Annotated in this window: 12 protein-coding genes; 5 read left to right on the forward strand and 7 right to left on the reverse strand. The window is 71.4% G+C overall.

Going from position 1 to position 14,250, the window contains the following annotated elements; genetic code table 11:
- Positions 1-133: 133 nt before the first annotated feature.
- The 3 genes from ACWGJ2_RS20870 to ACWGJ2_RS20880 all read right to left on the reverse strand — a co-directional run bounded on the left by ACWGJ2_RS20870 (position 134) and on the right by ACWGJ2_RS20880 (position 2,237).
- Positions 134-949 (reverse strand): amino acid ABC transporter permease, encoded by an 816-nt coding sequence (locus ACWGJ2_RS20870; RefSeq protein WP_453347633.1) that lies wholly within the window; start codon positions 947-949, stop codon positions 134-136.
- Positions 946-1,761, reverse strand: a complete 816-nt coding sequence (locus tag ACWGJ2_RS20875) for a basic amino acid ABC transporter substrate-binding protein (protein ID WP_453347634.1) — start codon at positions 1,759-1,761, stop codon at positions 946-948. The genes ACWGJ2_RS20870 and ACWGJ2_RS20875 overlap by 4 nt, the downstream gene beginning before the upstream one ends.
- Positions 1,762-1,964: 203 nt before the next feature.
- The gene (locus ACWGJ2_RS20880) at positions 1,965-2,237 is read right to left on the reverse strand and encodes an SGM_3592 family protein (RefSeq protein WP_453347635.1); all 273 of its coding nucleotides are present in this window, start codon (positions 2,235-2,237) and stop codon (positions 1,965-1,967) included.
- Positions 2,238-2,511: 274 nt separating this feature from the next.
- On the opposite strand from ACWGJ2_RS20880, the gene ACWGJ2_RS20885 reads away from it, so the two are divergent.
- Positions 2,512-3,927 carry an amino acid permease gene (locus ACWGJ2_RS20885; protein WP_453347636.1) on the forward strand — a complete coding sequence of 472 codons (1,416 nt, stop codon included), beginning with the start codon at positions 2,512-2,514 and terminating at the stop codon, positions 3,925-3,927.
- 170 nt (positions 3,928-4,097) lie between these two features.
- Here the strand turns inward: ACWGJ2_RS20885 and ACWGJ2_RS20890 are convergent, their stop codons facing one another.
- Both ACWGJ2_RS20890 and ACWGJ2_RS20895 read right to left on the reverse strand, forming a co-directional pair.
- Positions 4,098-5,111 carry a DMT family transporter gene (locus ACWGJ2_RS20890; RefSeq protein WP_453347637.1) on the reverse strand — a complete coding sequence of 338 codons (1,014 nt, stop codon included), beginning with the start codon at positions 5,109-5,111 and terminating at the stop codon, positions 4,098-4,100.
- Positions 5,112-5,592: 481 nt separating this feature from the next.
- Complete coding sequence (locus ACWGJ2_RS20895; protein WP_453347638.1) at positions 5,593-6,072, reverse strand: ATP-binding protein; 480 nt, start codon at positions 6,070-6,072, stop codon at positions 5,593-5,595.
- A gap of 141 nt (positions 6,073-6,213) precedes the next feature.
- On the opposite strand from ACWGJ2_RS20895, the gene ACWGJ2_RS20900 reads away from it, so the two are divergent.
- From ACWGJ2_RS20900 to ACWGJ2_RS20910, 3 genes are read left to right on the forward strand one after another with little or no spacing between them, the layout of a single operon-like run.
- Positions 6,214-7,086, forward strand: a complete 873-nt coding sequence (locus tag ACWGJ2_RS20900) for a helix-turn-helix domain-containing protein (protein ID WP_453347639.1) — start codon at positions 6,214-6,216, stop codon at positions 7,084-7,086.
- Position 7,087: 1 nt separating this feature from the next.
- Positions 7,088-7,324 (forward strand): DUF397 domain-containing protein, encoded by a 237-nt coding sequence (locus ACWGJ2_RS20905; protein ID WP_453347640.1) that lies wholly within the window; start codon positions 7,088-7,090, stop codon positions 7,322-7,324.
- A gap of 27 nt (positions 7,325-7,351) precedes the next feature.
- The gene (locus ACWGJ2_RS20910; protein WP_453347641.1) at positions 7,352-8,170 is read left to right on the forward strand and encodes an SAM-dependent methyltransferase; all 819 of its coding nucleotides are present in this window, start codon (positions 7,352-7,354) and stop codon (positions 8,168-8,170) included.
- Positions 8,171-8,357: 187 nt separating this feature from the next.
- Here ACWGJ2_RS20910 and ACWGJ2_RS20915 read toward each other — a convergent pair whose 3' ends face one another.
- Positions 8,358-11,501 (reverse strand): glycoside hydrolase family 2 TIM barrel-domain containing protein, encoded by a 3,144-nt coding sequence (locus tag ACWGJ2_RS20915; protein ID WP_453347642.1) that lies wholly within the window; start codon positions 11,499-11,501, stop codon positions 8,358-8,360.
- 8 nt (positions 11,502-11,509) lie between these two features.
- Positions 11,510-12,766, reverse strand: coding sequence for an ROK family transcriptional regulator (locus ACWGJ2_RS20920; RefSeq protein ID WP_453347643.1), 1,257 nt, complete (start codon positions 12,764-12,766; stop codon positions 11,510-11,512).
- 361 nt (positions 12,767-13,127) lie between these two features.
- On the opposite strand from ACWGJ2_RS20920, the gene ACWGJ2_RS20925 reads away from it, so the two are divergent.
- The gene (locus ACWGJ2_RS20925; protein WP_453347644.1) at positions 13,128-13,931 is read left to right on the forward strand and encodes an SGNH/GDSL hydrolase family protein; all 804 of its coding nucleotides are present in this window, start codon (positions 13,128-13,130) and stop codon (positions 13,929-13,931) included.
- Positions 13,932-14,250 lie beyond the last annotated feature (319 nt).

Consider the following 14,250-nt stretch of genomic DNA (forward strand, 5'->3'; position numbering starts at 1 on the left):
GATCCTGCCTGTCGCGTCCACGCCCGCCTCACGTCCCCCCACGTTCGCCTCGCTCACGCTCACCCGCGCCTCACGCCGTCCTTCCGCTGCCGCCTCGTTCGTCCCGCCCGGCCCGCCGCACGCTCCCGCACGCTCACCTGGCTCTCGCGGTACGGGCCTCCAGGCGCCGCACCAGATGGCCGAGCGGGAGGGTGATGGCCAGATAGAAGAGTCCGGCGATGAGGATCGGGGTCAGGCTGCGGTGCTGGTTGAGCGCGTCGCGGCCGAACTTGGCCAGTTCGTACTGCCCCATGGACAGCCCCAGCAGATAGACGAGGGAGGAGTCCTTGGTGAGCAGGATCAGCTCGTTCGCCAGCGGGGGCAGCACGATGCGGAACGCCTGCGGGATGATGATCGAGAACATGGCCCGCGACTGCGACATGCCCAGCGAACGGGCCGCCTCCGTCTGCCCCTTGGGAACCGCCTGGATGCCCGCGCGGATCGTCTCCGCCATGTAGGCGGCGCCGACGAGGCCGAGCGCGAGCATCACCGTCACGTACTGGTTGATCGACACCTGGAAGGCGAGCGGAACACCGAAGCCCAGCGCGATGAAGACCAGCAGCGCGGGCACACCGCGGAAGAACTCGATGTACCCGACGGCCAGCCAGCGGTACGGCGGCACCTTCGAGAGCCGCATCAGGGCCAGCAGCAGCCCGAGGACCAGGCCGAAGCCGAAGCCCAGCACGGTGTAGACGACGGTGTTGACCAGCGCCGTCGTGATCACGTCGGGGAACTGCGCCCTGGCGACCTCGATGTCGAAGAAGGCGCGGCGCAGTTCGCCCCAGTCGGCCGCCAGCGCGACGACGAGGAGCCCCAGGACGAGCACCCCGTACTGCGTGCCGCGGATCGCGCGGGCCCGCTGGCGGCGGGAGAGGGATCGGGTGCGGCTACGGGCGGGGGAAGCGGTCACTTCGGCTCCTCACCGAACCACTTCTTGTAGATCTTGTCGTAACGGCCGTCCGCCTTTGCGTCCTTGACCGTCTTGTCGATCTGCTTGCGCAGCGCGTCGTTGCCCGTGCGGACGGCGATGCCGTACTGCTCGCCGGTGTCGAACTCGGCGGTGACCTCGGTGTCCTTGTTCTTCCTGGCGTAGTCGTAGAGGACGCCGTTGTCGTTGATGGCGGCGTCCACCTGGCCCGTCTGCACGGCGGTGAGCAGCAGCCCGACGTCCTCGAAGGTGACCTGCTCGACGCCCTTGGCGTTCTTCTTCGCGTACTCAGCGCCCGTCGTGGACTCCTGGACGCCCAGCTTCTTGCCCTTGAGAGCGGCGAGGGACTTGTAGTCCGCGCCGTTCTTGGTGATGAGGGCCTGCGTCGCCTCGAAGTACGGCGCCGAGAAGTCGACGTTCTTCTCGCGCACGTCCGTGATGGTCATGCCCGCTGCGGCCAGATCGCACTTGTTCGCGTTGAGGTCCTCGCCGGACTGGATGCCCTCGAAGGGCGTGTCGACGATCTCCTGCTTGACTCCCAGGTCCTTGGCCACGAGGTCCACGAGGTCCACGTCGAAGCCGACGACCTTCTTGCCCTCCCGGAACTGGAAGGGTTCGTACGGAAGGTGCGTACAGGTCTTGAGCTGCCCCGCCGAGACCAGCTCCACCTCGTTGCCGCCCTTGCCCGTGGTCTCCGTGCTGGAGCAGGCGGAGGTGAGCGCCGCGAGCAGCGCCGCGCACGCGGTGACGGTGAGGGTCCGCGGAAGGGACTTACGAGAAGACCATGGGGACACAGCGCCTCCGGGGATGTGTCGGTGACCCGCGCGAACGGGTGGGTTCGAACAGACGGGCAAGTGCCGTTGCATCCTGCCACCGGTCACGTTGCCTGTCGCCGCCGCGGAGGTTGCGACCACGTAACGGGCCGGGCCCCGCGCCCCGGGGACCCGGCCCTGCTACGAAAGGCCCGTCGGTACGCGTGCCCGCGGACCCGGATTCCTCAGCCGTTTTTGCCCCTGCGGCGCTTACGGGCCCGGCGGCGGCCCTTGCTGAAGAACCAGCCCGCGGGGGGTTCGTCCGCGCGCCACGGCTGCGGCTCCGGAGGCCGGTCCCGCCAGCGCTCACGGAGCATGCGGGTGCGGGCCGCCGGTTCGTTCACCTCCGCGCTCCGGATGAAGTCCTCGTCGAGGACGAGATCGTCCCAGCGCTCCTCGCGGTCACCGGAGCCCTCGCCGCCACGCTCCGTTCCGTGACCGTTCGCCTCGCTGCCCATGAGCTGCCTCCGTCCACTGCCCGACGGGTCCCCTCACCGGATCGTCGGTCAAGGCTTGGTAAAAGGGCAACGTCCCGGGGTCGGCCGTTGTTCCGTGGCCCTCACTTCTGTCTCGTTGGGCGGGACGCAACCTATGAGACAGATCACATTGACCTCACGTTGGGAACAGGGTTGTAGTGGCCCACTGACGCAAGCGGTCCCTGCCCGAAATTCAACTGGGATCTTCGATCCGGGCTCAGTGCAGGGCTAAAACCTGGGATTCAAAGGACTACGCATGGGCCTGCAAACGCCGAGCGCCTCAGAGGCAGCGGCATCCGGTGACCCCGGAACGCCCCCGGGCGACTCGCTCAAGGCCGGACTGAAGAACCGCCACCTTTCGATGATCGCGATCGGCGGCGTCATCGGTGCGGGACTCTTCGTCGGCTCCGGCGCGGGCATCGCCAAGGCCGGACCCGCCATCCTCATCTCCTACGCGCTGGCGGGACTGCTCGTCGTCCTCGTGATGCGCATGCTCGGTGAGATGGCCGCGGCCGACCCCTCCTCCGGCTCCTTCTCGACCTACGCCGACCGCGCCCTGGGGCGCTGGGCGGGCTTCACCATCGGATGGCTGTACTGGTTCTTCTGGGTCGTCGTGCTCGCCGTCGAGGCGACGGCGGCGGCCACCATCCTCACCGGCTGGGTGCCCGCCGTGCCCCAGTGGGCGTGGGCACTGCTGGTGATGGTCGTCCTGACCGCGACCAACCTCGCCTCCGTCGGCTCCTACGGGGAGTTCGAGTTCTGGTTCGCGGGGATCAAGGTCGTCGCGATCGTGGCGTTCATCGTGATCGCGGGCCTCGCCGTGTTCGGGGTGCTCCCCGGGACGGACGCGGTCGGTACGGAGAACCTGACCGGACAGGGCGGCTTCCTGCCCAACGGGCCCGGCGCGATCCTGTCCGGGATGCTCCTGGTGGTCTTCTCCTTCATGGGCAGCGAGATCGTCACGCTGGCCGCGGGCGAGTCCGCCGAGCCGTCGAAGATGGTGCGCCGCGCCACCAACAGCGTCATCTGGCGCATCGGCATCTTCTACCTGGGCTCGATCGGCCTCGCGGTGATGCTGCTCCCGTGGAACTCCGACGCCCTCTTGAAGGAGGGCCCCTATGTCGCCTCGCTGAACGAGATCGGCATCCCGCACGCCGGGACGATCATGGACGTGATCGTGGTGACGGCCGTGCTCTCCTGCCTCAACTCCGGTCTCTACACGGCCTCCCGCATGGCCTTCTCCCTGGGACAGCGCTCCGACGCGCCCAAGGCGTTCGGACAGACCGACAAGCGGGGCGTACCGGCCGCCGCCATCTGGTCCTCGGTCGCCTTCGGCTTCGTCGCCGTGATCTTCAACTACACCTCGCCCGAAACGGTCTTCGAGTTCCTGTTGAACTCCTCCGGCGCGGTGGCCCTCTTCGTGTGGCTGGTCATCTGCTTCTCGCAACTGCGGATGCGGCGCATCATCGAGCGGGACATGCCGGAGAGGCACACGGTGCGCATGTGGCTGTACCCGTACCTCACGTACGCGACCATCGCGCTGATCCTCTTCGTGATCGGCTACATGTTCTACGACGCCGAGGGACGCCAGCAGATGATCATGTCCGTGGTCGTCGGCGCACTGGTCCTCGCCCTGGGCGTCTGGCGCCAGCGCCAGCGCCGCCGCGTGTAACCCTCGCGGGGGACGTCTCTCGCGCGCAGCCGCAGCACGAAGCCGCCCCGGCTTTCCCGCCCCGGCTCACGGCCCCGCCCCCTCCGCCTTCGCGCGAGGGGGCGGGGCCGCGTCGTAGGGTGCCGGGCGTCATGTGCCAGTCGGGCGCCAGGACCGGCGGGTCCCAGGTGTCAGGGCCGGCGGGCCGTGAGGATCAGCAGGCCCAGGAGGACCAGGGCTACGCCCGTCCACGCCCAGGCGCCGAGGCGTTCGCCGACCACCGCGACGCCCAGGACCGCGGCCACCACGGGCTCGAAGAGGCTGAGCGTCGTCGCCTGGCTGGCGCTGACGCGGGCGAGCCCGGCGCCGAAGAGGACGTACGCGACGCACATCGGCACCACGGCCAGATAGGCCGCGACGGCGATGCCCCGTCCCTCGCCCAGCAGCGGGCCCCCGGTCGCCGCGAAGACCGGCAGCAGCACCAGGGCGCCGAGCCCGAAGAGGGCGCCCATCGAGGCCCGCGAGGAGTGGCCCGCGCGGATGACGCCCGCTCCGCAGTACGTGTAGACGGCGTACGAGGCACCCGCGAGGAGCCCCAGCGCCACCCCTCCGGGCACGTTCCCGCCCGTCGCCGCGCCGCCGTGCCCGGTCAGCGCCAGTGCGCAGCAGCCCGCCGCAGCGGCCACCGTCGCGGCCGTCCAGCGTGCGGTGAGCCGGGTGCCGTCCAGCACGCGTTCCAGCAGGGCGGCGAAGACGGGCGCGCTGCCGATGGTGATGACGGTGCCCGTGGCGACTCCCGACCAGGCCATGGAGGTGTAGAAGGCCAGCGGGTACACGGCCACCGCCAGGCCCCCGACCAGCGCGGACAGCAGCGTCGCGCGCCCGCCCCGCAGCACCCCCAGCGCCGAGCGCCCGGCGATGAGGAGGGTGAGCAGCCCGCCCACGCCCATGGTGGCGGCGCCGATGGAGAGCGACGAGGCGCCGGAGGGCGCGAAGCTGGCGGCGGTGCCCGTCGTGCCCCACAGCGCCGCGGCGGCCAGCACCAGCAGCGGCCCGGAGGCCGCGCGAGGTGCCTCGGAGGGGGTGGGGGAGCCGGAGGGCGAGGGTCCGTCTGCGGGAGCGGCGCCCGCGGGGAGACCGGTGTGCGCGGGCACGGCCGCGCGGGAGCGCATGGCGGCACGCGAGGAGGAAGAACGAGAAGACATGGGAGACGCGTCCTGATCCGTTGAGGTCGAGCGAGTCGAGCAAGGGGTCACGGATGGGCGCAGCAGTGATCGGCAGCCGGGCGGCGGTGCGGGTCACGGAGGACCGCGGCGGCCTCGGGCTGCCGTAGTGGGCGGGCGTTCGCGGCCCGTCAGCGGAAGTGCGCCCTCAGCGGGACGCGGGGGGCGGTGTGACCGCGTGCCAGTACGTGGTGTCCATGCGCGGCAGCGTAGTCCACGGCTGTACGCGGTCGCCGGGGTGTCCGCACAGCGGGACGACGGTGTCAGGGGAGGGGGCACACGGGGAGCACGGCCGCCACGGGGGCGGCCCGGCACCGGTGGCGTCACGGAGCCGGTGACACGGGTGAACATGGATGGCACGGGCGGCATGGGTGAGGCCCGGCAGTGGTGTGTGCCGGGCCTCACTCCGTGGACGCCGTGGTGCACCGGTGCCCTGGCGTCACAGGCACGCGGTGTCAGTCGGTCAGCGCAGGGTGCGCGCGCAGGGCAGCTCCGCCCACACGGCGTGCCCCTTCTCGCCTCCGTCGCCGCACTCGGGGCGGATGCCCCAGTCGTCCGCGAGGACGCTCACGAGCAGCAGGCCACGGCCGCTCTCGCCGTCGGCGTCCGGGCAGTCGCCCACCCGCGGTTCGACGGGACGGTTGCCGCCGCCCTGGTCGGTCACCTCGACGCGCAGTCGCACGCCGATGACCCACAGCTCGCAGCTCACCCGGTCGCTCGTGGTGTGCCGCACCGCGTTGGTGAACAGCTCGGACACGAGCAACTCGGCGTCGTCGCGGGACTCCTGGTCGACACGCCACTCACGGAGGCGGTCGAGCACTCGTCTTCGCGCCGTCGCCACGGAGGTGTCGAGGGCGGGTAGGTGGAACCAGTCCCTGAGCGGGCGTGCCAGCAGGGCACCGTGCTGGTGTTCTAAGGAGGGGGCGTCATGGGGGGAAGCCACCGGTCCACTATGCGTTGCGCCAGTGACGGATGGCAAGGATCAATCTGTAATTTACAGATTCGCAGGGGGCAGGCTGTTGCCTTACCTGGAGCACATGCCAAACTGCGTAACCATGACGGCAGTTGGAGGCGAGCAATAGTGGTGGTGGACTCACGCTCCGGCGGTGGCGCCGCCCCCACCGTGCTGCGAGTGGTGCTCGGCAAGCGGCTCCAGCACCTGCGGGAGAAGGCGGGCCTGTCGTACGAGCAGGCGGGCCAGGCTCTCGATGTCACCCACGCCACGGTGCGCAGGATGGAGAAGGCCGAGGTCGGCCTCAAAGTCCCGTACGTCGAGAAGCTGCTGAGCACGTACGGCGTCAGCGGTCAGGACGAGATAGACGAGTTCATCGCGCTGGCCCGGCAGGCGAACCAGCCCGGCTGGTGGCACCGGTACCGGGACGTGGTCCCGGAGTGGTTCAGCGCCTTCGTCAGCCTGGAGAGCGAGTCCCACGTCATCCGCGCCTACGAGCCGCACTACGTGCCCGGTCTGCTCCAGACCGAGGGCTACGCGCGTGCGGTGCTGCGCGCGGGGATGCCGCAGGCGCCCGAGGAGGAGATCAGACGCCAGGTCGCGCTGCGGCTGGAGCGTCAGACGGTCCTCCGGCGCGAAGAGCCCCCGATGCTGTGGGTCGTGATGGACGAGACGGTACTGCGCCGCTCCATCGGCGGGCCCGAAGTCATGCGCGAGCAGATCGACTACCTCATCGAGGCCAGTGAACAGCCCCACATCAGGCTTCAGATCATGCCTTTCAGTGTGGGGCCTCACCCGGCCATGTACGGCCCGTTCCACCTCTTCAGGTTCCCCATAGAGGAACTGCCGGACTTCGCCTGTTCGGAGAGTCTGGTCGGCGCCGTCTACTTCGACCAGCGCGACGATGTCTCGTCGTTCCTGGAAGCACTGGACCGGATGTGCGCTCAGGCCGCGCCGGTGGCACGGACTGAGGCGATCCTCAGTGCAATGCGCAAGGAGCTCTGAAATGGGTCAGATCTACAACGGCATGCCGGCGAAACACCTCGGGACCGAGGGCTGGCACAAGCCGTGGAGCGGCGGCAACGGGGGAAGTTGCGTCGAGGCACTGAAGCTCGCGGACGGCAGGGTGGCCCTGCGCCAGTCAGCGGATCCTGACGGGCCCGCCCTGATCTACACCTCGCACGAGATCGAAAAGTTCATTCAAGGCGCAAAGGCCGGCGACGCCGACTTCCTGCTCGCCTGACCAGCAAAAAGAGAGACGGAGGACGTCGTGTCGGAAACGGGCTTCAGCCCCGAGCAGATCGACACCACCAAGCCGCACCCGGCGCGTATGTATGACTTCTACCTGGGCGGCATGGACAACTACGAGGTGGACCGCGCCGCGGCCGGGCGGGTGCTGGAGCTGGTGCCGCACATCCGCACCACGGCGCGCGGAAACCGGGACTTCCACCACCGCGCCGTGCGCACGGCGGTGGACATGGGCATCCGCCAGTTCATCGACATCGGCACGGGCATCCCGACCTCGCCCAACACCCACGAGGTCGCCCGCGCCGCGGCTCCGGACGCCAGGGTCGCCTATGTCGACAACGATCCGATCGTCGCCACGTACGCGGGTGCGAAGCTGACCAACCTCGGCAACGCGGACTTCGTGCTCGCGGATCTGCGCGACCCGAAGTCGGTCATCGAGCACGACGGCATGCGGCAGCTCATCGACTTCGACAAGCCCGTGGCCCTGATGCTCGTCGCCGTCCTCCACTTCATCACCGAGGACGAGGACCCCGCGGGCATCCTCAAGGAGCTGACCGACCGGCTGCCGGACGGCAGCGCGCTGATCCTCTCCCACGTCACGAGTGACTTCGACGAGGACCGCGACGCCATCGGCCAGGCCGCGCACGTCTACGACAGCGCGACGGCGAGGCTCACCCTGCGCACGTACGACGAGGTGCTGCCCTACTTCAAGGGCTTCGAGCTGCTGGAGCCGGGCCTCGTCCAGCCGCCGCTGTGGCGGCCCGACGGGCAGGCCCCCTCGAAGGAGGAGCTGACCCAGCACGCGGGATACGCGGGCATGGGGATCAAGGGCGGCGCGTAAGCGGCGCCGTGCGGCAGATGAGGACGACGGGGGAGATCGGGGGCGTGGCGGCCGGTCCGTCGGCGGTAACGCGATAAGCGTGCCGGCGGACCGTCCGTCCGTTGGGCCTTCCGTCTGGCTGCCTGTTCGTTGAGCCGGGTGCCGGGCGCCGGGCGGGCGGCGGCGGCCACGCGCCCGGGCCCTGCGCTCAGCCCCGTTCCGCCCCGCCCTGCCCCTCCTCGCGGAAGGCGAGGACGACGGAGAACTCGGCGGGAGCCGCCTCCAGCCGGTACTGCGGCAGTACGCCAGGGCCGCAGGACTGGGAGCCGATGCCCTGCTGGAGATGGTCGACGGTGACCCACACCGTGTCCCCTGGCACCAGGTCGGTGGTGTGCTCCGCCGCCTCCAGCTGCTCGCTGGTCCAGCGGCGTGCCGTGAACCAGAACGGGTGCGAGTCGCCCTCGACGCGCAGCCGCCCCCCGGCCGGGGCGGCGTCCGCCCGCGTCCCGTCCGTACCGTCCGGCCCACCCCCGCTTCCGTTCCCGTCCGCGCTCAGCTCTGCCCACCGCACGTCGGAGCGCGCCCCGTTCTCCTGCGGGCGCACATACGGCGTCTGGAGCGCGTCCACCGTGCTGTGCCACAGCCCCGTGCGGGAGGCGGCGCGGGTGTCCGGGTAGGACTCGCCTGGGCCGCCGCCGAACCAGGTGGCCGTGCCGTAGGCGCCCGGCAGCCCCATGCGCAGCCCGAGCCGGGGCAGCGGGAAGTCCCAGTCGCCCTCGGGCTCGACGGAGACCGCGAGCCGCACCCGTTCCGCCGAGGCGGTCCAGCGGTAGGTGGTGCGCAGCGCCAGGTCGGTCGCGGCGGCGCCCACCCGGGTGCGGACCACCAGGGCCTCGCCGTCGGCCTCGACCGCGTCTGTCCTGTGCCGCATCCGGTGCAGCCCGCGCTGCCGCCACACCTGCCCGTACCGCGTGTCGGGCTGCCAGGGCGCACCCTCGTCGTTGTCCGTCGGCGCCCGCCACACGTCCAGCCGGGGCCCGGTCAGCGCGAGGGCCCCGAGGTGGGTGAGCACGCCCGTCGCCGCGTCGAAGCGGGCGGGCCCGAGGCGGTACGGGGCGCCATGGCGCTCGCCCTCGCGCGGGGTCCCCGCGTCCTCGCGGCGGGGCCGTACGGGGGCGCCGAGCGCGCGCGGGCGACGCTGCTCGCGCGCCGGTGCGCCGGGTAGCTGGCCCCACGCGACGGTGTGCCCCGCACGGGCCCAGGAGGTGTCGTGGGCGAGCGTCGCGCGTACGGTCCACTGGGTCTCGGCGGCGCGGCCGGTGTCCCCGCCTCCGGTGTCCCCGCCTCCGGTGTCCCCGCCTCCGGTTTCCCTGTCCCCACGCGCGCGCGGGCTGTCCGGCGCGGGCGGCAGCTTCACCGTCGCCCGCTCGCCCGCCGCGAGTACGGGCACGGCCAGTGGGCCGCTGTCCACGGTCTCGCCGTCGATCTCGTACGACCAGGTGAAGGCGAGGTGCGAGAGGCCGGTGAAGTCGTGCTGGTTGGTGACGGTGACGGTGCCCGCCGAGGCGTCGCCCTCGATGCGGACGGGCTCGATGACCTTCTTGTACTCGACGAGCCCTGGCGAGGGCGTGCGGTCGGGGAAGAGCAGTCCGTCGCACACGAAGTTGGCGTCGTGCAGCTCCTCGCCGAAGTCGCCACCGTAGGCGAAGTACGCGCGGCCGTCGTCCGTGCGGCGCGGTAGCCCGTGGTCGATCCACTCCCAGACGAACCCGCCCTGGCACCGCTCGTACTTCTCGAACAGCCGCTGGTACTCGCTGAGCCCGCCGGGCCCGTTGCCCATGGCGTGCCCGTACTCGCACAGCAGGAAGGGCAGCGAGCGGCGGTGCGCGTCGAGTTCGGCGTCCTCCAGCGGGGGTTCCTCGCGGCGCCCGATCCGCTCCACCTCGTCGTGCCGCGCGTACATGCGGGAGTAGAGGTCACTGTCCGGGCAGGCGGGGTCGTTCTCGTAGTGGAGGGGGCGCGAGGGGTCGCGCTCGCGGATCCAGGAGGCCATGGCGGACAGACCGCGTCCGCTGCCGCACTCGTTGCCGAGGGACCAGATGATCACCGAGGCGTGGTTCTTGTCGCGCTCGACCATCCGCCGCGCCCGGTCCAGCAGCGCGGGCGTCCAGCGGACGTCGTCGACGGGGTTGTGCCGCCAGTCGGTGAAGACGAAGCCGTGGGTCTCCAGATCGCACTCGTCGATGACCCACAGGCCCAGCTCGTCGCACAGGTCCAGGAACGCGGGGTGGGGCGGATAGTGGCTCGTGCGCACGGCGTTGATGTTGTGCTGCTTCATCAGCTCCAGGTCGCGGCGCATCGTCGCCGCGTCCACGGCCCTGCCGGTCTCCGGGTGGAACTCGTGCCGGTTCACCCCGCGGAAGAGGACCCGCCTGCCGTTCACCTTCAGCAGGCCGTCCTCGACGGCGACGGTGCGGAAGCCGACCCGGAAGGGCACCCGCTCCCCTTCCGTGCTCAGCACCCCCTCGTACAGCCGCGGCGTCTCCGCCGTCCACGGTTCCACCGGCAGCCGCACGGGCTTGCCGGTGGGCGCCGCCTCGACGCCCAGCTCGGGCACGCTCACCGTGCCGCCCGGCTCCGAGGTGACCAGCAGGGTGCCTTCGCCGCTGACGTGGTCGTAGTCCGCGCTGACGGTGAAGTCGGCGACGGCGCCCTCCGGGCGGTGCAGCAGGGTGACGTCCCGGAAGATGCCGGGCAGCCACCACATGTCCTGGTCCTCCAGATAGCTGCCTGCCGACCACTGGTGGACGCGGACGGCCAGCACGTTGCCGCGCGTACGCAGCGCTTCCCCCACCGCGAACTCGTGCGGCAGCCGTGAGCCCTGGAAGGTGCCCAGCTCCTGCCCGTTGAGCCAGACGCGGGCGCAGGACTCCACACCGTCGAAGCGCAGCACGGCCTCGCCGCCGTCCGGCCAGTCCTCCGGGAGGTCGAAGAAGCGGAGGTGGTCGCCCGTGGGGTTCTCGTCGGGCACGTGCGGCGGGTCGACGGGGAAGGGGTACTTGACGTTCGTGTACGCGGGGGCGCCGTAACTCCCGCGCTGCACCTGCTCCTCCGGGCGCGCCGCCTCGGGGCCCTGGAGCACCCAGTGGCCTGGCACGGCGGTCCTGTCCCAGCCCGAGGAGTCGTAGTCGTCGTGGACGAAGCCGGTGCCGAAGCCTTCCGCGGTGGGGGAGAAACGGAAGTGCCAGCTCCCGTTCAGGCTGAGCCTGTGCGCGTCGGAGGCGGCGGACCAGGCACGTGGCGCGAGGGTGCCGCTGCCGGGGGACACGTCCTCGTAGTACGTCGTGCTCATCGCTCTCCTCAAGGGGTGCGGGCGGTGCGAGAGGGCTGTGGGGTGTGGGCGCTGTTCCTTCGGCGGCGCGTGCGGTTTCGCGGCGCGGCCAGATGACCCTCCAGCGCGAAGGTGGCGGCGCCGAGGCTGACGGGGTCGCTGCTGAGGGTGCACAGGACGATCGAGGTGCCGCTCAGGGGGCGGGCGAGGGCACGCTCAGCGACGGTGGCGCGTACCGCGTCGAGCAGCGGCTGCCCGAGCGCGGACGCCACCCAACTGCTGAGGACGACGACCTCGGGGTTGAGCAGGTTGACCAGGCCCGCGAGCGCCGCGCCGAGCAGCCGCCCCGTCCCGGCGACGACCCGCACGGCCACGGGGTCACCGTCGGCCGCGGCGCGTCCGAGCGCCTCGATGGTCGCGGTCTGGTCGTCCGGGTGGTGCAGCGGGCTGCCGGGGGCGAGTTCGCGCAGCGCGCGCATGATGCCGTGGGCGCCGACGTACGCCTCCACACAACCGCGGTCGCCGCAGAGGCACGGATGCCCGTCCAGGACGAGGGGGGTGTGGCCCCACTCGCCCGCGCTGTTGTCCTTGCCCCTGTGCAACTCACCGCCAAGTACCAGACCCGCGCCGACGCCGGTACCGAGGTTGACGACTACGGAGTCCTCGCATCCGCGCGCCGCGCCGAACCACAGCTCGGCCACCGCGCAGGCACGCAACGGGTTGTCCAGGTGGAGGGGGTGGGGGAGTCGTTCCCCGAGGAGCCGGAGCAGGGGGACGTCGTGCCAGCCCCAGTTGGCGGCGTAGACCGAGACACCGCCCTCGCGGTCCACCATCCCGGGCATGCTCACGCCGACGCCCAGCACCTGGCCCCCCTCGGCCCCCGAGGCGTCGAGCGCGCGCTCCACGGAGTCGGCGATGCGGCCGACGACCTCGGCGGGTGCCCGCTCGCCGGGGCGCAGTTGCTCCTGCGCCGTGGCGAGGACGCCGAAGGCCAGGTCGTAGACCTCCGCGCGCACATACGTCTCGGCGACGTCGACGCCGACGAGCGCACCGCCCCCGGCGTCGGGGGCCACCAGGGCGCGAGGGCGGCCTCCCGCGGAGTCCTCGTGGCCCGCTTCGGTCAGCAGTCCGAGGGCGAGCAGCTCCCCGGTGAGCGTGGCGACGGTCGCCAGGCTGAGTCCCGTCCGCATCGCCAACGCGGACCGGGAGACGGGATGTTCGCCGATGACGTGACGGAGCACCTGATACCGGTTGGCGGTCCTTATGTCCCGGGAGGAGCGCTTCACGGCCGTCACGCTACGGACGGGCCGCGCCTTGGACAACCCCTTCGGCCAACCCTTGGTGAAAGCGCCCACCTCCCCACTGTGCGCTGCCCATACCTTTGTCAAGTGACGGAGCGTGTAGGGATCTTGTCTCTGCGGAACCACTCGTTCGGCATCCCGTTCGCAGTGCTGGGCGGCACTCGGGGGCGGCATTCGGGTGTACGGCGGGCCTCGTTCCGGTGAGTCGTCAGCACTCCTTCCGGTCCCGGTCGTTCAAGTCCGTAGCAGTCAACGTAATTCTTGGCATGGACACTTCTCGTTCGGGATGTGCGCTGCTACGACCTATGTGGCAGATGTTCCCTCCATGTCACCCATGAGAGGTTCCATGAAGCTGCGCAGATGGACGTCCATGGCAACCGCCGTGGCGACACTCGTCGGACTGACCGCTCTCTCCGGGGCCGCGCCCGCTACCGCGCAGGACGCGGGCCCCGCCTATGTCGCGCTCGGCGACTCGTACTCCTCCGGCGTCGGAGCCGGGAGCTACGAATCGGGCAGCGGCGCCTGCAAACGAAGCGCCAAGGCGTATCCACGGCTGTGGAGCGCCGCCAACTCCCCCTCCTCCTTCGCCTTCACCGCCTGTGCCGGTGCCCGTACGACCGACGTCATCGCCGGACAACTGGGCCCCCTCAACGCCTCCACCGGGCTGGTCACCGTCAGCATCGGCGGCAACGACGCGGGCTTCGGCGACACCATGACGACCTGCGTCCTCCAGGGCGAGCGCGCGTGCCTGGCACGGGTCGCCCAGGCGCGCACGTACATCGCCGAGACGCTCCCGGGCAAGCTCGACGCGGTGTACGACGCCATCCACCAGAAGGCGCCCTCCGCCGAGGTCGTCGTCCTGGGGTATCCGCGCATGTACCAGTTGAACGGAGAGTGCAAGGCCGGCATCAGCGAGAAGTCCAGGGCGGCCATCAACGCCGCCTCCGACGACCTCAGCGACGTCACCGCCAAGCGCGCTGCCGACCACGGCTTCACCTACGGCGACGTCCGCTCCGCGTTCGGCGGGCACGAGATCTGTTCCGCCGCGCCGTGGCTGCACAGCGTCACCTTCCCGGTCGAGGAGTCCTACCACCCCACCGCCTCCGGACAGTCCGGCGGCTATCTTCCGGTGCTCGAACAGGCCGCCTGAGCGGCCGGTCCGGCCCGATCCGGGCCCGGTCCAGGCCGGGACGTCTCCGGTGTGACGTGTGCGGCGTGACGCGCGACGTGCCGGAGGACGCGGCGCGTCGCCGCGCGCGCCGCGCACCGCCGTGGGGGGGGGGTGGGCCCCCCCCCCCCCCCCCCCCCCGGGGCCCACCCCGGGGGGGGGGCCGGGGCCCCCCCCCCAGCCCCGGGCGCGGTGGTACGCCCCCGGCCCCGTGGCGTGGGCGGGGGGCGGCGGGGGGGGGGGGGGCGGGGGGCCCCCCCCCCCCGGGGGGGGGGGGGGGGTCCCCCCCCCCCCCCCCCCG

It is taken from the genome of Streptomyces sp. NPDC054796, assembly GCF_053611545.1.

What these genes read in the sequence shown, in the direction of transcription:
- ACWGJ2_RS20880 (WP_453347635.1), bottom strand. Translation starts at nt 2,237, where the DNA reads ATGGGCAGCGAGGCGAACGGTCACGGAACGGAGCGTGGCGGCGAGGGC.
- ACWGJ2_RS20885 (WP_453347636.1), top strand. Translation starts at nt 2,512, where the DNA reads ATGGGCCTGCAAACGCCGAGCGCCTCAGAGGCAGCGGCATCCGGTGAC.
- ACWGJ2_RS20905 (WP_453347640.1), top strand. Translation starts at nt 7,088, where the DNA reads ATGGGTCAGATCTACAACGGCATGCCGGCGAAACACCTCGGGACCGAG.
- ACWGJ2_RS20915 (WP_453347642.1), bottom strand. Translation starts at nt 11,501, where the DNA reads ATGAGCACGACGTACTACGAGGACGTGTCCCCCGGCAGCGGCACCCTC.
- ACWGJ2_RS20890 (WP_453347637.1), bottom strand. Translation starts at nt 5,111, where the DNA reads ATGTCTTCTCGTTCTTCCTCCTCGCGTGCCGCCATGCGCTCCCGCGCG.
- ACWGJ2_RS20925 (WP_453347644.1), top strand. Translation starts at nt 13,128, where the DNA reads ATGAAGCTGCGCAGATGGACGTCCATGGCAACCGCCGTGGCGACACTC.